A 20,667-nucleotide genomic window follows, 5' to 3' on the forward strand; every position below is an offset into this window, starting at 1 on the left:
CCGATTCACAAGAGAGGGAAACAACAACACGATGAGACGCAGCTTGATTTGGGGAATTAGTTTATTGGTTGTTATGCTTGCCGCGCTGGCTTTGCCATCGCTGAAATCAGATAAGGAGCAAACCTTCTCTGATGGCGGTAGCACAGGCTTTCACCTGGAGGTGGAGGGCAATCCAGTTGCGAGCGCAGCCGCAGCGACAAGCAGTGCGGATGCCTCTTTTATTAATGTAGTAGATTACGGTGCAGCAGGGGACGGCAAAAAGGATGATTGGAGCGCGATTTCCAAAGCAATTGCCAAGGCAAAGGCGCTGCGGGACAAGGGCCGGCAAGTAACACTGCTTTTCCCGGAGCTAACGGAATACCGCTCCTCCAAAGCGATTGTGATTCCAGCGAATATTTCGGTGGATCAGCGTGCTCCGCTCATCTATACCGGAACGGCCTATGAGCCTTTTCTGACGCTTGGCGAGGAAGGTACTGTGACGGGAGCTGAATACAGCGGCCTTAACGTACGGCGAGGCAAGCTGGCGGATTGGTCCAAGGACAAGACGCACAAGTCGATCGGTATCATGATTATCAATGCCAACAATTCAGGCGTTCATATTCAGCGTGCCGAAAACTTCACCGTAGGCGTAGAGACGATTGGGATCGGTACAGGCTTTGCCTACAATGACATTCGGCTTGGCAAGCTTACCTCCAATCAAATCGGCCTAAAGGTAACCAATAAGCGAAACAAAGCAAAAGTATCTGGCTGGAACAATGAAAATTTGTATACGGGCGGCAACTTCGCGGTGTGGAGCGGCAACAATACGTCGCAGAGCCGATACGGCATTGTCATTACGACGGAGGACGGCTCCTATACGAATAATAACAACAACGTATTCGTAAAGCCTAGCTTTGAGCTAAACCAGCGCAATACGACAGGCTCTGCCGAGAGCGTGCCGATTGTTATTGAGCATGGTCTGAACAACACCTTTGATTATGTTCGCAATGAGACAAATGGCGTTTATATGGCTCGATTGAAAAATAAAAGCAACAATAACACCTTTAACGTCAGCTACGGCGACGCTAAGCTGGATGACCAATCGGAGTTCGGCAATCAAATTGTATCGACGCAGGAATCGAGCTTTTTTGACCAATTCATGTTGCGTGAATCATTCAATTTGTCCGAGCGCTGGAGCAAGTCGAATGCAACTGCCTCGCTTGAGGGGATGTCCTTCTTGAGCAATAAGGGCGGCGAGCCTGCGGCGACGAATAATTTTACCTGCATCAGCAGCAGTAAAGGCTTTGTTACTTTTGCAAATGGCTGTGTCGCGATAGGGGTAATGGTCGATGTCTCGGTCGTTAAGCAGTTCGTTATTAAACGTGCGGCGCAGGATGAGCTGGGCGGACGGGTTATCGTTCGCGGCTATGATAAAAATGGCAAGCTGCTAAGCAGCTCGGGCAATTGGCTGCGCGGTATGAGTAACAATAGCTTTTATTTTGCAGATACGTACGGCGGTGTCTATATGTCGGCCCGCGATATGGCAGATCCAATCTATTTCGACGTGCTCGATAACGTGAAGAAGATTTGGGTCGGCGTTACAGCTGGCAGCGGCAAGGCGGTTATTAATTCGTTCGGCATCTTTACGAAATCCGTCCATTACCCTGCGGTTTATAGCGGGGCATCGTAGACAATGGAAGTTAATAATGGGGTGTGGAAATCATGAGGTACAAACTTGCGGGTAAAGCGCTGCTGGCCTTGCTTGTGGCGCTGGTTGCCTGGGAAGGCATTTTAGAGGTTACAACGATACGCACGACAGGCTTCCAGCAGCATCCTGAACTGGGGCGCATCCTGAACCCGGGGCTTTATGTGAACGGGCAGGAAGGCTACGGCATCACTAAAATTTATGCGGAAGGCGCCATCGCGCAGCCTTTTCCCGATCCGAATGAAACGGCCGCTGCCCGCAAGGCAGAGTACCGAATCTTATTTTTGGGCGATTCCTACACGGAAGCGCTTCAAGTTGGCGATCAAGTGAAGTTTTTTCGCCAAGTCCAGACACGAATGCCTGAGCTGGATTCACGCAAGGTCATGACCTATGATGCTGGCCGCAGCTCCGCCTCACCCGCACATTATGCCTATTTGGCTGACTTCTACAAGAAGCGCGTCGATCCCGATGCCGTTGTCATCCAGATTAATGAGAATGATCTCAAGGATCTGTACGGTGAAAATGCCAGCTACTATGCCACGAAAGACGGAGACTCGTATAAGCTTGTTTTTAATGAAGACTTTGTTAGCCGCAATGCGGTTGCAGCAAAGCTTCAAGCCTTCTATGGCCTATTGCGGCTGTCCGTTGTTCGTGTTGGCTCTGATCATTTGCAAAAGCTGCTGGAGAAGGATGAAGCTGCGCCAGACGATACCAAAAGCCCAGATTTTACACCTCAAGCGGGGGACGAACAGCTGGTCAGCTGGATATTCGGTATTTTGAAGGAAAAATATCCGAAGCTTGTTTTTGTCTTTTTACCCCAAATCGACTTTCAGTCGCTAGATGGCGAGCAGCAGCCTGGATATTTTGAAGAAATGGCCGAGCGCACAGCCAAGGAGCAGGGTATTCCAATGCTGAATATGAGACGGGATTTTGTGAAGGCCTATCAGGATACGGGGCTGCCAGCCTATGGCTTCTCCAACACTACATATGGAACTGGGCATATGAACAGCTCAGGACATGATTTAGTGAGCAAAGCAGTAGCGAATTATTTCGAAGGAAGATGAGAAAATGATATTTTCAAGCTGGGAGTATCTGCTGTTTTTTGCCGTAATGCTTATCCTGTTATCTACTATTAAAATACATGCGCTAAAAAAAGCGGTTTTGCTAGTCGGCAGCTACTATTTTTACAGCGTATGGGATTACCGCTTCGTCCTGCTCGTGCTGGTGATGACGCTTATCAACCATGTGAGTGCCGTGTCGATTGACCGGGCTACAGAGGCTGCGGTGCGCAAGCGCTGGCTTATTTTCAGCGTCATTGCCAATCTCGCCATTCTGGGCTTCTTCAAATATTTTAATTTTTTCATAGATTCGGCAAATGGCCTGCTGGATCAGTTTGGCATGACGTTTCCACTGCTGTCCATCGTGCTTCCTGTGGGGATCTCGTTTATTACGTTCGAGGTGATGAGCTATACGATTGATGTGTACAAGCGCGACATCAAGCCATCGTCCATTTGGGACTTTTCGCTGTTAATCGTGTTTTTTCCGCATTTGATCGCAGGGCCGATTCTCAAGCCGCGGCATTTTCTGCCACAAATGGCCCGTGACATCGTCATTAAGCGCAGCAATCTAATTGAAGGCGGACAAATATTCATCTTTGGTCTGGTCAAAAAGATTATTATCGCCGATCATATGGCGATGTTTGTCGATCCGGTATTTGCAAGTCCCGGCGAATATTCGCCACTCACCGTATGGCTCGCAGTCATTGCGTATGCGGTGCAAATTTATTGCGATTTTTCCGGCTACTCCGATATGGCAATCGGCTCGGCAAAATGTATGGGCATCGACATTCCGCATAACTTTAATATGCCTTACCTGTCCCGCAGCGTCACAGAGTTTTGGCGGCGCTGGCATATTTCGCTGTCTTCATGGCTCAGAGAATATTTGTATTTCTCGCTTGGCGGCAATCGCAAAGGGCCGATTCGTGCCAATATCAATCTCATACTCGTCATGCTGCTTGGCGGCCTATGGCATGGTGCAAGCTGGAATTTCGTATTATGGGGGCTGCTGCATGGCCTTGCCTTGGTCATTCACAAGCTTTATTTCAACCATGTGCTTAAAAAGCAGGAAATTAACCACTGGTTATACAACGCCGCTGCGTGGGCGCTCACGTTTATATTTGTCTGTGTCACTTGGGTGTTTTTCCGTTCTCAAAGCTTTGAGCATTCCTTGCTGGTGCTGCGCAAAATGTTCCTCATCGACACTGGCGGCCTCATGTGGTTTTACCCATATTTAGGCCTCGTGCTTGTGCTTGTTTTGGCCGGCCATGTGGTGGGTGTAAGGCTAAAAACGTATCCTAGCGTTAATTTGGCGACTTTTGGCGGCTTGTTTATATTCTTTTTTGTGCTGCTTGCGCTCCTGCTGCTTATGCCTACAGCCTCCACGCCATTTATCTACTTTCAGTTTTAAGGGGGACGAGGCTTGAAGCGGCAATGGAGTCGAAGGAAACGTTGCACCTTGTGGACGCTAGGCCTGCTGCTCGTTTTGCTGGCGGTTGCCGTATGGCGCGCGGGGTACTTTTTGGCGGTTGCGCCGAACGCTTCCGCCTCGCAGGCGATTATTGTATTGAGCGGCGAGGAGGGGCGGCTGGCGAAGGGGCTGGAAATATATCAGCAATATGAAGCGGAAGCACTCATTATTTCGAGTGCAAACGACCATTATATTCAAGAGGAGCTTCGCCTTGCTGTTTTGCCATTAAGCGGGGTTTATTTGGAGACGCAAGCGCGAAGCACGAAAGAAAATGCGGCTTACGTAAGGGCGCTTATGGATCAGCATGGGCTCAGCTCTGCTATCTTGGTCACTTCTGATTATCATATGCGCCGGGCGAGATATCTTTTTGAACAAGCGTTTGAGGATGGGGCTATCCGGCTTACCTACGCCAGTTACGAAAGCCCGCAGTTTAACGCTGCCAAATGGTGGAGCAGTAAAACGAGCCTGATGATTACCGGAAATGAATATATCAAGCTGTGCGGAAATTGGCTCGGCATCGACGGGAAGGAGGCCAAACGCCTGCTTAAACGCTTGAATAAAGCTGTATTCTGAATGGAGTAATGACAGCAGCGGCCAAAATAACTTTATAATGGGGGTTTTGTGATGAAAAAGATGTGGGTGGCTCTTGTGCTGCTTGCGCTTGTAATAGGGGGCTATCTGGCATTTGGCCAAACGAAGCAGCAGGATGCCCCTCCGAAAGCGTCTCCAGAAGCATCTCCAGAAGCATCTCCGGTAAAGCCTGCTGAAAAAATCAGCTTGTCCTTCTGGACCTATTATGGCGGCTGGGAGGATACCATCAAGGCATTTAACGATCTGCATCCAGAGGTTGCAATTAAGGTGACAGAGGTTACCTATGCTGATCAGGTTGAAAAATATAGCGAAGCGCTTGCCTCAGGCAGCGTTCCAGATATTATTATGCTCGATAGCGCCGCCTTTCCGAGCTTTGGGGACAGCGACAAGCTGGAAAATTTGCTCGACGCTCCTTACAATGCTGGCGCGTACAAGGCTGGCTTCAGCCAGTCGCTGTGGGACAGCAACCTTTCCTTCGACGGAAAACGCCTGATCGGCTGGCCGCTCTCCTCATCGCCGAAGGTGACCTACTACCGTGAGGATATTTTGGGGAAATACGGCTTCCCTACCGATCCGGATAAGCTTGCAACGTATATGGAGGATCCAGATAACTGGGTCAAGATGAACAACACGCTGCAAAAAAAAGGCGTTCGGCTTACGCAGTGGTACGGCGAGACCATCAATCTGTTTGCCAGCGCTCAGAAAACGGGCTTGGTTAATGCTAACAATCAGTTCGCTTACAATAATGATACCTTCGAGCAGGCGATTGCACTGACGCAGCGTTTGAAGGAGCATGTACCCGGCGTCAACATTTGGGAGGAATCAGGTGAAGAGGCTGTTCGGGAGGGCAAGCTAGCTATGGTGTACTTAGGCATCTGGGGAGACTCCGTTTTGGAGCAGTGGGCACCGAAAACGGCGGGCAAGTGGCGGCAAACCCGTCTGCCGCTGAACTTGAACGGTTGGGAGAACAGTTCGGTATTTCTACTGCCTTCCGGCGGCAAGCATAAGGAGATGGCCTGGACGTTCATGAATTACGTTGTAACCGATCATGCGAAATACGGTCTTGGCAATGCGGTTCCAGCCTATGCTCCTGTGCTGAGCAAAAGCAGCCAAAAGCCTGTGCCTTCAGCATTTTTAGGCGGGCAAATCGTTTATCCGCTTAATGTAGAGCTGGCTAGTAAAATGCATGAGCGCAAATACACAGCGCTGGATATGGACACGCAGAAGCTGTGGAACGATCAGCTAGCCAAAGGCATTGAGAAGGGCTGGAAGCCGAAAACCATCCTGAATCAGGCTGAAAAGGAAATCAATCGCAGGCTTGCTGACCTGGCAAGCAAAGCTACCACAGCGCCGGCAGCAGAGGCAGCAGGACGGGCATCAACTGATGCCGCTTCTGAGAGAGCCTCAAGCGCGGCAACGAAGCCTTAAGATGGTGCAAGGCGCCGCGGCTCGGGTTGAAAGGCTTTGCCTGTATGTTGACTCAAAGCAAAATGAAAGCCGCTGACCTCATCGGTCGGCGGCCTGCAGCATGCGCATAATATCAAGCTCCCCGATGAGCCGCTGGGCTTTGCTGCCCCTCAGCGGCTGGTTGGAGCGCTTGAGTATCCATTTAATGTCGGCGGGCGATAAGCCTGGTTTATAGGCGAGCAGCAGCGCAATAGCGCCGCTGACATGTGAGGTTGCCATGGAGGTGCCGCTCATCTCATGATATTTGCCGCGCAGCCATGCGGAGACGATTTTATCGCCAGGGGCGTAAATGTCGATATGGGTACCGCGATTGGTGAAAGGGGCGACACGCCTAAGGCGGGTAGTAGCGCCTACCGAAATCGTTTGCGGATAACGTGCTGGATAGTCAACCGAGCGTCGTTTGCCGTCGTTGCCTGATGAAGCGACTACTATAATGCCCGCGTTATATGCATTGGTAATGGCGGTAAGCAGCGCTTTGCTGCGGGTCTTCATTCCGAAGCTCATATTGATAATATGAACCCGGTTTCTCACGCACCAGTCGATGCCGAGTATGATGTCCGAGACGAAGGCGCTGCCGTTGTGGTCGAACGCCTTCACGGGGTAGATTTGTGCGCGCGGAGCGATGCCGATCATGCCCTGCAGCTGATTGGCGGCAGCAATGGTTCCGGCAATATGGGTGCCATGTCCATTGTCATCATGGGGAAGCATGCTGCGATTTAGCAAATTTATGCCGCGCGAAAGCGACTGTCGCAGGTCGGGATGGCTGAAATCGACACCAGTGTCAATAACGCCAATTTTAATGCGATGACCAGTAGTCATGCCCCATGCTTGCGGAGCCTTGACATGCTGGACGCCCCAAGGAATTCCTTTTTCGGACATGAAGGATTTGGGTGTAGCGGCATGAACGGTAATGCGTCGATCATCCTCAATCCATACCCCTGTGGAGAATCGGGCGAGGGTTTCTTCGACAGGCAGACGACAGGAAATAGCGCGTATAATGGGCATCTGTTTGACGGTTTTAAGTGCAGTCTTGCCATCAGGCAGCTCCGACCAGTCTTTTATAAACCGTTGGTACACGCTCTGCTGGTGAAAACGGATAATGCGCCTTGGTGTCGTCTGCTCCGAGCCTGCCAGCGCGCCTTGCAACCAATGGAGAAAAACGGTAGTGTCCAAATTTCGCGTCCCCTCCCGACGGACGATGCTGAGCTATTGTATGATGGAGGGGAGCAAGCTGCATGAGCCACTTGCCTTTTTTGATATAATTAGGCGTGAAACCGTGTCAAAATGTACGGTCGCACATAGGATGTTGTAAGAGTTCTATGGGGCTCTTACCTCTCCGGAACGTTAGCGGCCAGCGCGGCCCGGATGGATACAGTCAGAGCGAAGGGATACCTTCGCTTTTTATCATGTTGTACAAGCTGTGAAGAGCGGCTCAGGCGGCTCTGGCGCTAATAAATTCATGATCATGGTGCGAGCTTTGCGGACAAGTCCTACATTGGAACGGCTCACGCTTGCTTTTTTGAAAGAAATAGGTTTTACTATAGTTTGATAATGAATGAAGATGGCAAGAGAGGATGTGTCCATATGAGCGGCAGCAACATCACTTTGAAGCTGGACCCTGAGCGGATTAAGGAAATGCCAATGGTTGATTTGGCATTTGAATTTCTTAAGACAACGAATAAGCCGTATTACTACCGTGATCTCATGATGGAGATTGCTAAAATACGCGGATTGTCTTCCGATGGGATTAATCAAGTTATTGCACAAGTATATACTGAAATTAATATTGACGGCCGTTTCGCTTGCGTCGGCACAAATATGTGGGGCCTGAAGCGCTGGTATCCAGTAGAGCGCAACGAAGACCCTATTTCCAACGCCAAGCGCTCCAGAATCATTAACGACGACGATGATCTCGATGATGACGATTTATTCGCGGATGAGGAAGAGGAAGCATACGCAGCGGACGAAGAGGACTACGATGTTTATGATGAAGATCGTGAGTTCGAGGAAGCTGAAGAAGAAGCCGAGGCAGACGAAGAAGCCGGAATCGAAGGCGAAGAGCTGGATGATGAAGATGATGATTCGGATGAGGAGCTGGAAGAAGGCGAGGAAGCGGAAGATTTTGATGAAGATGAAGACGAAGAGGACAATTAAGTTCTCATTCATCCATGAATCGTTTAGGCTTGAATTCTAAGAATATATAAGTTTTATCCGTATATTCGCGTAGAATTCTAAGGCAAAGCCCTTCGCTCGTTCTAGAAGGACGACGAAGTCGTTTTTGCTTGACAGGTTGTATACGTCAGAGTAAACTATTGCATGGGCTTTAGATTCGGTTAAGACAACCGCTTAATAATACGCCAAACGAAAAGTGCCCCGTACTCTACGGGTGTCACTTTTTTTGTTTGTAGAAGGACAAGTTCGGCGACGAAGGGCCTCGACTTTTCGTTTGATGATACAGATAAACCGCTGTGGCACGAAAGTGCCTATGTTTATTGGATAGATTGGTAAAACTAAAGGAATACACACTAGAGCTTGGAGGGTATTGGCACAGTGACAAAATATATTTTCGTAACCGGAGGCGTGGTCTCTTCCTTGGGTAAAGGGATTACAGCCGCATCGCTTGGTCGATTGTTGAAGAACAGAGGCCTCAAAGTAACGATTCAAAAGTTTGACCCGTACATTAACGTAGACCCGGGAACGATGAGCCCTTATCAGCACGGTGAAGTGTTTGTAACCGATGATGGCGCAGAGACGGATCTTGACCTTGGGCACTATGAGCGTTTCATCGACATCAACCTTTCCAAAAACAGCAATGTAACGACAGGCAAAATTTATTCCAACGTTATCACCAAGGAGCGCCGTGGCGACTATTTAGGTGGAACGGTGCAGGTTATTCCGCATATTACAAATGAAATCAAGGATCGTGTATTCCGCGCAGGCAAAGAATCGGCTTCCGATGTTGTCATTACGGAAATCGGCGGAACGGTTGGCGATATCGAGAGCCTGCCATTCTTGGAAGCTATTCGTCAAATCAAAAGCGATATTGGCCGTGACAATGTCATGTACATTCACGTAACGCTGATCCCATTCATTAAAGCGGCTGGCGAAGTGAAAACAAAGCCGACCCAGCACAGTGTAAAAGAGCTTCGCAGCATCGGCATCCAGCCGAATGTAATCGTATGCCGTACGGAGCACGCAATGGCGGAGGATCTTAAGCACAAAATCGCCTTGTTCTGCGATATTGATGCTAATGCAGTTGTGGAATGCCGTGACGCTTCCACCTTGTATGAGGTGCCTCTGATGCTTCGTGAGCAAGGCTTGGACGATATCGTCGTCAACCACCTGAAGCTCGGCACGAATGAGCCGGATATGACGGAGTGGACAAGCCTCGTTCAGCGCGTGAAGTCGCTGCACAAAACAACAGAGATCGCGATTGTTGGTAAATACGTAGCTTTGCATGATGCTTACCTGAGCATCGTGGAATCCCTTGCCCATGCAGGTATCGACGCTGATTCCGAAGTGAAAATCCGTTGGGTGAATGCGGAAGAATTGACGGATAGCAATGTGGCAGATCGCTTGCAGGGCGTTCACGGCATTCTCGTGCCGGGCGGTTTTGGCGATCGTGGTATTGAAGGCAAAGTGATTGCCATTCGCCATGCACGCGAACAGCAAGTGCCGTTTTTCGGTATTTGCCTTGGCATGCAAGTGGCTGTTATTGAGTATGCACGTCATGTGGTTGGCCTTGATGGCGCCAACAGCTCGGAGATTAATCCATCGACGCCATACCCTGTCATTGACCTGCTGCCTGAGCAGAAGGACATTGAAGACATGGGCGGCACGATGCGTCTTGGCCTATATCCTTGTAAGCTTATTCCTGGCTCGCTTGCTGCTACAGAGTATGGCGATGAGCTGGTATATGAGCGTCACCGTCACCGGTACGAGTTCAATAATGAATTCCGCGAGCAAGTGGAAGCAGCGGGCCTGACTATTTCGGGAACTTCCCCGGATGGCAGATTAGTAGAAATGGTGGAAATGAAGGATCATCCTTGGTTCCTTGCTGTACAATTCCACCCGGAATTCACTTCCAGACCTAATCGTCCTCAGAAGCTGTTCCGCGGATTTGTCCGCGCGGCGCTTGCGTTTTCGGAGAGATAGTGTATTCGTAACATAAATGTATAAACCGTCCAATTTTTTTCCGGGAGCAGAAGGATATTCCAACTTGATCCGCGAATATATTAACGATGATGGAAGAGCAGGCCAATTCAATTGTTGTCGCTCTGTCGTGGGAGGTATTATATTTTGGAACAAAAGAAGCTATTAATAGTGGACGATCAGAATGGAATCCGTGTGCTTTTGATGGAAGTGTTCAGCAGTGAGGGTTATGCGACTTTTCAAGCCTCCAACGGCAAGCTTGCCTTGGAAATTGTGAAGAAGGAAAGTCCTGATTTGGTGCTGCTTGACATGAAGATTCCCGGTATGGACGGTTTAGAAATTTTAAAGCATGTGAAAGCCATTAATAAAGACATAAAAGTCATTATGATGACGGCTTATGGTGAGCTGGATATGATTAAGGAAGCGACCGATCTCGGAGCTTTGATGCATTTCACCAAGCCGTTTGATATTGATGAAATGCGAATAGCGGTGAACATGCAGCTAGAGGGCGGTTCCAGCAGTCAATTCGCGATAGGGTCCTGATTAGCGGGCCCTTTTTTAAATTCTAAGCGGATATAAGCTTCATCCTTTTTTCGCTTACAATTGTCCGACAAAGCTCTTCATACGTCCCAGAAGGACGATGAAGTCATTTTTGCTTGTTATTCATTTTTAGGGGCCCTGGCAAAAGAGCTTTACCATTCCTGACGCCATTATGGTATAATGGCTCAGAATCAAGCTGTTCATTTGTCTATCGCATTAGGTATTGGTAAAATAAATGTAAACACAGAGAACCATGTGGCTTGCAGCTCTGCACTTTTCGGAAATGATGTCGGCAAATGGACAAGGCTTTCATCCATGGAGATACCTGTCTCCTGCTCGCTTTGCAAAGCAAGCTGTATTTCAAGAGAAAATCCGCTTGTTCGGAAGTAACAATCAAGCGTAACAACAGGAGCACGGGATGACGAACCGCCTTCTAACAGTGTGCATGCGGCGGCGTGTGCTCGCTGTGGCGGTTTTTCCTTTGTTCTCTTTCGATACAACGGGAGGACTACAAAATTGATGGAGAAATTGATGATACGCGGCGGACGTCCGCTGCAAGGAACGGTCCAAATCAGCGGTGCTAAAAATAGCGCCGTAGCGTTGGTTCCCGCTGCCATACTGGCGGAGTCTGAGGTAGTGCTGGACAATTTGCCTCATTTGAGTGATGTTGCTGTTTATAGCGAGATTTTGCAAGATCTTGGTGCGGTCATTGACTGGCAAGGCGATATGATGCGTATTGATCCTTCTAATCTTAAAGCGAAGCCTATGCCCAATGGCAAGGTTAAGCTGCTTCGTGCTTCCTACTATTTGATGGGAGCGATGCTGGGACGCTTTGGAGAGGCCGTTATTGGCTTGCCTGGCGGCTGCAACTTTGAGCCACGTCCTATTGATCAGCATATTAAAGGTTTTGAAGCGCTTGGCGCAACCGTAACGAATGAGCATGGCTCGATGCGCATATCTGCCAAAGAACTGCGGGGAGCGAAAATTTATCTTGATGTGGTAAGTGTGGGAGCAACAATCAACATTATGCTTGCGGCCTCTCGGGCCAAAGGCTCTACTATAATAGAAAACGCGGCAAAAGAGCCTGAAATTATAGATGTAGCTACTCTTCTCAATGCCATGGGCGCAAAAATCAAAGGGGCCGGCACGGAAACCATTCGGATTGAAGGAGTGGATAGCCTGCATGGCTGCCGCCACTCCATTATTCCTGATCGCATTCAAGCCGGAACCTACATGATTATCGCCGCGGCAACGCGCGGAGATGTCACGATTGACAATGTTATCCCGAAGCATATGGAAGCGATGACGGCGAAGCTGGAGGAAATGGGCGTTACCGTATACGAAATGGATGAGTCTATCCGCATCGTTGGCGCTCCAAAGTACAATGCTATTGATGTTAAAGCGTTGGTATATCCAGGCTTTGCTACCGATTTGCAGTCCCCTATGACGAGCTTGCTGACACAAGCGAGCGGCGTAAGCATTTTAACCGACTATGTATACAGCAATCGTTTCAAGCATGTCCCTGAGCTTGCTCGCATGGGCGCAGCCATTCGTGTTGAAGGGAGATCAGCCATTATTGAAGGCGGCCCGCTTAACGCCGCTAAGGTTCGCGCAGCAGATCTGCGTGCAGGCGCGGCGCTTGTTATTGCGGGCTTGACCGTACCCGATGGCATTACCGAAATAAGCGGCGTGGAATATATTGACCGAGGCTACGATCATTTGGTTGATAATTTGCGAAGACTGGGCGCCGACGTGTGGCGCGAGACGGAAACCTCCTAAATAAGCAGGCAGACCTGAGCTTGGCGCTGGTCCATTCAGATGAGGAATAACCGGCGCCAACTATGGTATATACTGATAGATCGGACTATAGCGGTATGCTGTACCATTAAACTGAATAAAGTGGTGAGAACATGACAGATCTTCAGATCGCCGATCTGGAAGAGTTGAAGCTGACGGATTTGTATAAGCTGGCGAAGCAGTATCAAATACCGTATTATGGCCAACTCAAGAAGAAGGAATTGATTTTTGCAATATTGCGGGCTCAGGCTGAGAAAAGCGGCTTGATGTTCATGCAGGGCGTTCTGGAAATTTTGCCGGAAGGCTTCGGCTTTCTTAGGCCTATCAACTATTTGCCAAGCAAAGAGGATATTTATATTTCGGCTTCCCAAATTCGCAAGTTTGATCTTCGTACAGGAGATCTAGTATCAGGCAAATGCCGACTTCCGAAAGATTCGGAGAAATACTTTGGTTTGCTGCAAGTAAATGCAGTTAATGGGACGAGTCCAGAACTCGCAGCTGAAAGGTTACATTTTCCCGCATTGACTCCTCTTTTTCCACAGAAAAAACTGGTGCTTGAGACGGCATCCTCTAAACTTTCCACACGAATTATGGATTTAATTGCGCCTGTTGGACTTGGCCAGCGTGGACTCATTGTTGCACCTCCGAAAGTGGGCAAAACGTTGCTTCTCAAAGAGATTGCCAATAGCATTTCTACCAATCATCCTGAAATTGAGCTGTTCGTATTGCTTATTGATGAACGGCCTGAGGAAGTTACAGATATGCAGCGCTCGGTTAAGGGCGAGGTCATCGCTTCAACTTTCGACGAAGTGCCGGAAAATCATATTAAGGTGACGGAGCTTGTTCTTGAGAGAGCGTTGCGACTGGTGGAGCACAAGAAGGATGTTGTTATTTTGATGGATAGCATTACGCGTCTGGCTCGTGCCTATAACTTGGTCGTGCCGCCATCCGGCCGCACGCTGAGCGGCGGTATTGATCCTGCTGCATTCCATCGTCCAAAGCGGTTTTTCGGTGCGGCGCGGAATGTGGAAGAGGGCGGAAGCTTGACGATCCTTGCGACAGCGCTTGTTGAGACAGGCTCGCGTATGGATGACATCATTTATGAAGAGTTTAAAAGTACAGGCAATATGGAGCTGCATTTGGACAGAAAATTGGCTGAACGCCGTATTTTTCCAGCGTTGGATATCCGCAGATCAGGCACGCGCCGGGAAGAAATGCTCCTGACGCAAGAAGAGCTGGAGAAGCTATGGGTGGTTCGTAAAAATATGAACGACTCGATTGAGTTCGTTGATGGCTTCCTCAAGAAGCTGAGAAACAGCGAAACGAATAGTGAGTTTCTCATGTCGCTCGATTCTATGCCTGAGACGAAGCCGCCGCAGCGCAGCAGCGGAATCAAAAGCAGCAGTACTAGTTCGTCATCAACATCAACGCCAGCGGCGGGTCGTCGTTCGGCAGCCCCTCGCACGACGCATAGCTCTTAGCGCTGCCTGAAAGGAGAACATCATGAATCTTGTATATGCTGATGAACAGGGAAATGTCTTTGATCATCCTCACTATATAGCATTAGGCCGCAGCGGCGATATGATTGTCGAAATGATGGAGGACGAGCTCATTCCTTTGCCTGAAGGGGCTACGCTTGTAAGCCTGCCATTTACGAAGGCAGTCGGACTGAACCCGGATACGGGTGAAATGCAGCTTCTTCCAGGCAATAAGCAGGCAGTTGGCGCTCTTTTGCCGCAAGGCTTTACGCGGCTAGCCCTGCCAGGCTATGTCAAAGCGGACAAAAATGAAAAGCTGCCTTTATTCGGTTACACGGCAGTCGTATGGAAAAACAATGGCTTTTACGTTGCTGCTGAGCAATGCGATGATCCAGAACGCTGGGATCCGCTGAATTGCGACCGCGATGAGGTTAGGCAGCAGGTTGAACGCATGACGTCAAAATATCCGGAAAATCGTCTATATAAGCATTTGTCAAACTGTGCACTCGGTTATGAATGCTTGACGTCTTCTAATACGTTCCTGCAACGCTGGGAAGGCGCAGTTCCGGTTTCGTATTCGTGTAATGCAGGATGCTTCGGATGTATTTCTGAGCAGCCGGATGACAGCGGCTTTGTTGCGCCGCAAACACGGATGAACTTCAAGCCGACAGTAGACGAAGTGACTGAGATTATGCTGGAGCATCTTCGCCATGAAGACTCTATCATTAGCTTCGGGCAAGGCTGCGAAGGGGAGCCCTCTACGCAGGTTCGGATTATTGTTGAAGCAATGCGCCGGGTGAGAAGCCAGACATCACTTGGCTACATTAATATTAATACGAACGCTGGGCTCACAGATCACATTCGCGCAATCGTCGATGCGGGCCTCAATCTGATGCGTGTCAGCACCATCAGTGCTCTTGATGACCATTACAATGCTTATTACAAGCCGCGCGGCTATACGCTGGCCAATGTAGAGAAGTCGCTGAAATATGCGACGGACAAGGGCGTGTATACGTCGATTAACTATTTGATTTTCCCTGGTGTGACGGATCGTGAGGAAGAGATGGAGGCAATGATTGGCTTTGTTAAGCGGACGGGCCTCAAGCTCATCCAAATGCGAAACCTGAACATTGACCCAGAAGCCTATTTATCGCTGATCCCGCCGCCGCAAGGTGAAATTTATGGGATGAAGCAGATGCTGGAAATTTTCCGCGACGAGCTTCCAGATGTTGTAATTGGCTCTTTCACGCATGTTCCGCCTGCGAGCATAATTCAATCTTAATGCGCTAGAAGGAGCGAGTTGTCCAGTAATGTGTTTTACAAAATGGACTGGGCTATGCTATAATACAGAGATGTATGACTTAATTCTGGGCCCGCCTGTGGCTCAGGGCAGAAAGAGGTGAAAGAGATGAAACAAGCTATTCATCCGACATACCATATCACTACAGCAACTTGCGCTTGTGGTAACACTTTCGAGACTGGTTCCATTAAACCGAACCTTCGTGTAGAGATTTGTTCCCAATGCCACCCATTCTATACGGGTAAGCAGAAGTTCCTGGATGTGGGCGGCCGCGTCGATCGTTTCAAAAAGAAATACGGCATCTAATTGCTGTGATGTCTATTTTGTCTATATTTGGCAGAATACAAGAACCTCCCTTAGCCATTCTAATGGTTATAAGGGAGGTTTTTTTGATGAGATGGAACATGAGCATATTGTCTTCAAATAGCTTACGTACTCTGCTGCTGGCAGGCATCCTGCTGCTGTTAGCGTTAAGTGCTGCCGGTTGTGGTCAGCCTGATCACAAGCAGCAGATGCAAACCTATGGCCATGACGGTTATATGGGGCTGTCTAACAGCAACCCGAATATTCCGAATAAGCATTCGTATTTAAATTACGGCTCAGACGGCAAGTTTGTCGGCGAGTTAATCAAGAAGATGGATGGCGTCCATAAAAGCTGGATTCATTTTAATGGGGAGCATCTAATCGTTCATTTGACTGCCAAGCCGGGTATGTCCGATGCGCAGGTGAAGCAGCTTCAGCATAAAGCAGAGGAAACTTTGCAATATAATATGCCGCGCTATGAGGTGCGGGTGAAAACAAGCCGCTAAACGACGGTTTTATGTGAAATGCGCATTCTATTCATGAAAAGACAACGCCGTTCAAGCTTGATGAAAAGGTGTATCTCACGACTTGTCCTCAGAAAAGTTGCGCTTTGCAGTATTATCAGCTATACTTATTTTTGCCGTGCTAGATGGGGAGTTAGCGGTGCCCTGTAACTCGCAATCCGCTTTAGCGAGGTTGAATTCCTGTTTGAGGTTATGTTTATGCGGGGTTTGGCGCTTGCGAGCAGTGTTGACAGTTGGGTCCTCCGCAATGGACGCTTGTGAACTCGGTCAGGTCCGGAAGGAAGCAGCCGTAAGTAAGTTAGTTCATGTGCCGGGGGAGTGCCTGGCTCGAGCTGTGGTGCAAGAGTGCCGCCTGGGTTACATTAATCAAGGGCAGGTGCACGGTATACATTTTTTATATTTCGGATGTTCACAGACACCGGCGACGCTTTTCGATGAATTCGAATGGTGCTGCGGGTGTTTTTTGTTTGGCTTGAGGCTTTGATCATGTATAATAAGAGATAGAGTATTTTTGCAGAATTTCTGTAAGGAAACAAGAAGGGAACGGTCCATGTGACTCATATTGCCTTGTACCGTGCCTGGCGTCCCCAGACGTTTCGGGACATGGTGGGACAACAGCATATTGTGCAGACGCTGCAAAATGCGATAAAAGAGGATCGCGTGTCGCATGCCTATTTGTTCAACGGTCCCCGTGGGACGGGGAAGACGACGACAGCTAAGGTATTGGCGAAAGCAGTCAATTGTGAAGCTGGCCCGGCAGTGGAGCCCTGCAATGAATGCGACGCATGCCGTGGTATTACAGCTGGTCATATTATGGATGTCGTGGAAATTGATGCTGCCTCCAATCGGGGTATTGACGAAATTCGCGATATACGGGATAAGGTGCGCTACGCCCCGTCTGAAGTGCGATATAAAGTGTACATTATTGATGAGGTGCACATGCTTACTTCAGAGGCGTTCAATGCTTTGCTCAAAACATTGGAAGAGCCGCCTGCACATGTTATCTTTATATTAGCAACAACGGAGCCGCACAAGCTTCCTGCAACGATTATTTCCCGCTGCCAGCGTTTTGATTTTCGGCAGGTGTCGCTTGCCGAGCAGTCGGAGCGGTTGCATGAGATTTGTAAGGAAGAAGGCATTAGCGCCGAAGATGATGCAATTGCTTATATTGCAAGGTTGTCAGAAGGCGGCATGCGTGACGCTATCAGCTTGCTGGAGCAGGTAGCGGCTTTCGGAGGCGGGAGCATTACGCTGGATGGTGCTGTTGATGTGACGGGCGGTATGGCGGCCGACCAGTTCTACGAGCTTGCGGAAGCGGTTCGCGATCGTGATGTTGGCGCTGTGATGCCGCTTGTCGAAAGCTTGACGCAAGCGGGCAAGAGTGCGGATAAGTGCATGGAGAACCTTATTTATTATTTTAGGGATTTGCTTGTGCTTAAGCTTGCTCCACAAGGCGGAGCAGCAACGGAACGCGTCGTTGACGCGGATCGTTTTCGAGCAATGGCGGATGCTTTTACGTCGGAGCGCCTGTTTCGCATGATTGATACGCTGAATAGCTATCAATCCGAAATGAAACATGCGGCTCAGTCGCAGACGCTCTTCGAAGTCGCGCTGATGAAAATTTGCACTATCGGCGATAGCCGCGAAAGCGCGTCTGTAGGGGATGCTACCCAGCCATCTGGCGGAGCAGCTAGTTCTTCCGCAGAGGTGGGCCGTCTGCGCCAGCAGGTGGAGCAGCTCGAGCGCAAGCTGGAGCAGCTATTGCAAAGTGGCGTTCCTGCTGCTGGTGGAGGTGCATCAGCCAGCGGTGCAGCATCCCGGGCCGGGGCAAATGGCAATCGTCCTGCCTTTAATAACCGCAGTGGCGGCTCCAGCTCCGTTTCTGTCCGCTCGCCAGTTAAGCTGGGGCCATATTTATCCGCTGCTGGCAGCAGTGAAACAGGGCAAGTTCGGATGAAGTGGAGCGAGCTGCTGCAGCGGGTGAAGGAAACCAAAATTACTGTCCATGCGTGGTTGGTGGATGGTGAGCCGGTATCGGTGGCGGACGGCACCGTGTTGGTTGCATTTAAAAACACGATGCACCGGGAAACAACGGAGAAACCGACGCATAAAGAAATTATTGAGCGGGTTTTGCAAAGCGTGTTCGGGCAACCGCTTCAGCTTGCGACGGTTATGATTAAAGAATGGCAGTCTGCAACAGATAGTGGCTCAGAAACTCCGGACGAAGCGTTTGAGCTGCAATCGGATATGCCTGACGCAGCGCCAGCCCAGCCAAAATGGGTAGAGGAAGCGGTAAAGCTGTTTGGTGAAGAGCTTGTCGTCGTGAAAGAGGATTTTTAACTATAAATAAGAGGTGATTATAATGAACAATATGAATCAAATGATGAAGCAAGTGAAGAAGATGCAAGAGCAAATGATGAAGGCGCAGGAAGAGCTAGTCCACAAAACCGTTGAAGGAACAGCAGGAGGCGGCGTAGTTAACGTTACCGTAAACGGCCACAAAAAAGTTCTCGATATTACAATCAAACCGGAAGCGGTAGATCCGGAAGATGTAGAAATGCTGCAGGACCTGATTATTACAGCTGTAAACGATGCCCTCTCAAAAGTGGATGATGTTGCAAACCAGGACATGGGTAAATTTACAGGTGGCATGAAAATCCCAGGCTTGTTCTAGAAATAAGCCGCTGCTCGTTCTGATTTGAAAGGAGCTACACCTGTTGCATTATCCCGAACCGATAGCGAAGTTGATTGACAGTTTCACCAGGTTGCCGGGTATTGGACCGAAAACAGCTGCGAGACTGGCTTTTTATGTGCTGCGCATGAAGGAGGATGACGTCATTGATTTTGCAAAAGCGCTCGTAAGCGTGAAACGCAATCTGACCTATTGCTCCGTCTGCTGCAACATAACCGATACAGACCCATGCCGGATTTGCCAGGATAAGCTCAGGGACAACTCCGTCATTTGCGTCGTACAGGAATCGAAGGATTTAGTGGCGATGGAACGGACGAAGGAGTTCATGGGGCATTATCATGTGCTGCAAGGGGCGATCTCTCCTATGGAGGGAATTGGACCAGACCAGATCAAAATTGCCGAGCTGCTGCGCCGTCTCAGTGATGAGCGAGTGCAGGAACTTATTCTGGCGACTAATCCGAATGTCGAAGGAGAGGCGACCGCGATGTATATATCGCGGCTTGTGAAGCCTTTTGGCATACGGGTCACGCGAATTGCCCATGGCTTGCCAGTTGGTGGCGATTTGGAATATGCCGATGAAGTTACGTTGTCCAAAGCATTGGAAGGCCGCAGAGAGCTGGGCTAAAGATAGGCAAAGCTGTTCTTATCGTACAAAACGATAGGGGCAGCTTTTTTTATTTGAGGCATGTAAGGGGATGTGCGAGTAACGTACTGCTTTATCGCTTAGAGAGCTGTTGTGGTTGATTGATAACGACGCAAGTTCTATTTACAAGGCTCTTCGCTTATATATGGAATAGGGGCAGCCTTGGCTTTTGAATGGACAAGCGGGAGGTCATGAGAGGATGAAACAGCTCAATAAATGGAGAAGCGGTAATATGACGGAGGAGAAAAAGGCGGTTAATGGTGTGCAGGGGGAGATGGATGCCTTGCAGTGGACTGATCAACTGCGCCAGGAAATTTATGAGGCACATATGGAATGGGAAAATGCAAACCGCTTTTTCGACTATGCTTTGGGAAAAGACCAGATTGATTATGCGATATATGCCATTATTACGGCTGAAAAGCGTTATGACTCTTTGCTTCGCACCGCCAAAAGAGCTTGCAAAAGCTGGTCTGAATGGAGGGCGGTCCAATGATGAATAGCCTGTTAGTTGTTGTTCTGGTTTTCTCATCGGTTGCGCTGCTTGCCATAATCGTTCGACATCGTCTTTCATGGTCATGGGCCAAAAGCTTCACCTTGCATCTAGTCAGTGCCTGTGCCGTTCTTTATTTGTTGAATTACTCCGGTCTTATTTCTGATATTAAAATCCCCATTAATCCGGCAACGATATCAACAGTCGTCGTACTCGGTATTCCGGGTATAGCGCTTATTGTAGGTTTGCAGCACATGCTGGTTTAAGTATTTAGGAAGCAACAAAAGGCTGTATTAATGGACTAAAGGAGATCAGGGCAAGCTTGAAATAAGAGCTGTCCTGATTTTTTTGTATAAGGGTTGACTTGTCCAGCTAGTTCATGGTATTCTATATCTCGCGTCAAGGGCGGGTACATACAGCGTTGAAAAACACTGAAAAAGTTTTTTAAAAAAGTACTTGCAATTGCCTAGGCGCCTGTGA

The 20,667-nt window shown here is 49.1% G+C and carries 19 protein-coding genes and 1 other RNA gene; 19 read left to right on the forward strand and 1 reads right to left on the reverse strand.

Going from position 1 to position 20,667, the window contains the following annotated elements; all coding sequences use genetic code 11:
* The first annotated feature begins 31 nt into the window (after positions 1–31).
* The 5 genes from V5J77_RS01295 to V5J77_RS01315 are packed head-to-tail and all read left to right on the forward strand — an operon-like array spanning position 32 to position 6,229.
* Positions 32–1,669 (forward strand): glycosyl hydrolase family 28-related protein, encoded by a 1,638-nt coding sequence (locus V5J77_RS01295; RefSeq protein ID WP_338554004.1) that lies wholly within the window; start codon positions 32–34, stop codon positions 1,667–1,669.
* Between the two features lie 32 nt (positions 1,670–1,701).
* Positions 1,702–2,748: a hypothetical protein gene (locus V5J77_RS01300; protein WP_338554005.1), complete on the forward strand. Its 1,047-nt coding sequence runs from the start codon at positions 1,702–1,704 to the stop codon at positions 2,746–2,748.
* Between the two features lie 4 nt (positions 2,749–2,752).
* Positions 2,753–4,150 (forward strand): MBOAT family O-acyltransferase, encoded by a 1,398-nt coding sequence (locus V5J77_RS01305; RefSeq protein WP_338554006.1) that lies wholly within the window; start codon positions 2,753–2,755, stop codon positions 4,148–4,150.
* A 12-nt stretch (positions 4,151–4,162) separates the two neighbouring features.
* Positions 4,163–4,783 carry a YdcF family protein gene (locus tag V5J77_RS01310; RefSeq protein WP_338554007.1) on the forward strand — a complete coding sequence of 207 codons (621 nt, stop codon included), beginning with the start codon at positions 4,163–4,165 and terminating at the stop codon, positions 4,781–4,783.
* Positions 4,784–4,834: 51 nt separating this feature from the next.
* Positions 4,835–6,229 carry an extracellular solute-binding protein gene (locus tag V5J77_RS01315; RefSeq protein ID WP_338554008.1) on the forward strand — a complete coding sequence of 465 codons (1,395 nt, stop codon included), beginning with the start codon at positions 4,835–4,837 and terminating at the stop codon, positions 6,227–6,229.
* A 78-nt stretch (positions 6,230–6,307) separates the two neighbouring features.
* Here the strand turns inward: V5J77_RS01315 and V5J77_RS01320 are convergent, their stop codons facing one another.
* On the reverse strand, positions 6,308–7,441 hold the full coding sequence (locus tag V5J77_RS01320; RefSeq protein ID WP_338554009.1) for a S8 family peptidase: 1,134 nt from the start codon (positions 7,439–7,441) through the stop codon (positions 6,308–6,310).
* A gap of 411 nt (positions 7,442–7,852) precedes the next feature.
* Between V5J77_RS01320 and rpoE the strand changes: the two genes are divergently transcribed.
* From rpoE to V5J77_RS01390, 14 genes are all read left to right on the forward strand, one after another.
* Positions 7,853–8,422 (forward strand): DNA-directed RNA polymerase subunit delta, encoded by a 570-nt coding sequence (gene rpoE / locus V5J77_RS01325; protein WP_338554010.1) that lies wholly within the window; start codon positions 7,853–7,855, stop codon positions 8,420–8,422.
* A 396-nt stretch (positions 8,423–8,818) separates the two neighbouring features.
* Positions 8,819–10,423 carry a CTP synthase gene (locus tag V5J77_RS01330; protein WP_046229562.1) on the forward strand — a complete coding sequence of 535 codons (1,605 nt, stop codon included), beginning with the start codon at positions 8,819–8,821 and terminating at the stop codon, positions 10,421–10,423.
* Positions 10,424–10,567: 144 nt separating this feature from the next.
* A complete protein-coding gene (locus tag V5J77_RS01335) occupies positions 10,568–10,963 on the forward strand; it encodes a response regulator (RefSeq protein ID WP_338554012.1) in 396 nt (131 codons plus the stop codon).
* A 516-nt stretch (positions 10,964–11,479) separates the two neighbouring features.
* Positions 11,480–12,739 (forward strand): UDP-N-acetylglucosamine 1-carboxyvinyltransferase, encoded by a 1,260-nt coding sequence (locus tag V5J77_RS01340; protein WP_338556501.1) that lies wholly within the window; start codon positions 11,480–11,482, stop codon positions 12,737–12,739.
* A 131-nt stretch (positions 12,740–12,870) separates the two neighbouring features.
* Positions 12,871–14,238, forward strand: coding sequence for a transcription termination factor Rho (gene rho / locus V5J77_RS01345; RefSeq protein ID WP_338554013.1), 1,368 nt, complete (start codon positions 12,871–12,873; stop codon positions 14,236–14,238).
* A gap of 22 nt (positions 14,239–14,260) precedes the next feature.
* A complete protein-coding gene (locus tag V5J77_RS01350; protein ID WP_338554014.1) occupies positions 14,261–15,517 on the forward strand; it encodes a radical SAM protein in 1,257 nt (418 codons plus the stop codon).
* Positions 15,518–15,643: 126 nt separating this feature from the next.
* Entirely contained in the window at positions 15,644–15,841 is a 198-nt protein-coding gene (gene rpmE, locus V5J77_RS01355) for a 50S ribosomal protein L31 (RefSeq protein ID WP_046229556.1), read from the forward strand.
* An 86-nt stretch (positions 15,842–15,927) separates the two neighbouring features.
* Positions 15,928–16,344, forward strand: a complete 417-nt coding sequence (locus V5J77_RS01360; RefSeq protein WP_338554015.1) for a hypothetical protein — start codon at positions 15,928–15,930, stop codon at positions 16,342–16,344.
* 134 nt (positions 16,345–16,478) lie between these two features.
* Positions 16,479–16,746, forward strand: an RNA gene (gene ffs, locus V5J77_RS01365) — signal recognition particle sRNA large type.
* 168 nt (positions 16,747–16,914) lie between these two features.
* The gene (gene dnaX / locus V5J77_RS01370) at positions 16,915–18,702 is read left to right on the forward strand and encodes a DNA polymerase III subunit gamma/tau (RefSeq protein ID WP_338554016.1); all 1,788 of its coding nucleotides are present in this window, start codon (positions 16,915–16,917) and stop codon (positions 18,700–18,702) included.
* 22 nt (positions 18,703–18,724) lie between these two features.
* On the forward strand, positions 18,725–19,036 hold the full coding sequence (locus V5J77_RS01375) for a YbaB/EbfC family nucleoid-associated protein (RefSeq protein ID WP_056037661.1): 312 nt from the start codon (positions 18,725–18,727) through the stop codon (positions 19,034–19,036).
* Positions 19,037–19,079: 43 nt separating this feature from the next.
* Positions 19,080–19,679: a recombination mediator RecR gene (gene recR / locus V5J77_RS01380; RefSeq protein WP_338554017.1), complete on the forward strand. Its 600-nt coding sequence runs from the start codon at positions 19,080–19,082 to the stop codon at positions 19,677–19,679.
* Positions 19,680–19,896: 217 nt separating this feature from the next.
* Positions 19,897–20,190 carry a DUF2508 family protein gene (locus tag V5J77_RS01385; protein WP_338554018.1) on the forward strand — a complete coding sequence of 98 codons (294 nt, stop codon included), beginning with the start codon at positions 19,897–19,899 and terminating at the stop codon, positions 20,188–20,190.
* The gene (locus V5J77_RS01390; protein ID WP_338554019.1) at positions 20,187–20,453 is read left to right on the forward strand and encodes a pro-sigmaK processing inhibitor BofA family protein; all 267 of its coding nucleotides are present in this window, start codon (positions 20,187–20,189) and stop codon (positions 20,451–20,453) included. Before V5J77_RS01385 ends, V5J77_RS01390 begins: the two co-directional genes overlap by 4 nt.
* Positions 20,454–20,667 lie beyond the last annotated feature (214 nt).

The sequence above is a fragment of the Paenibacillus sp. KS-LC4 genome, assembly GCF_036894955.1.
GTDB lineage: Bacteria > Bacillota > Bacilli > Paenibacillales > Paenibacillaceae > Pristimantibacillus.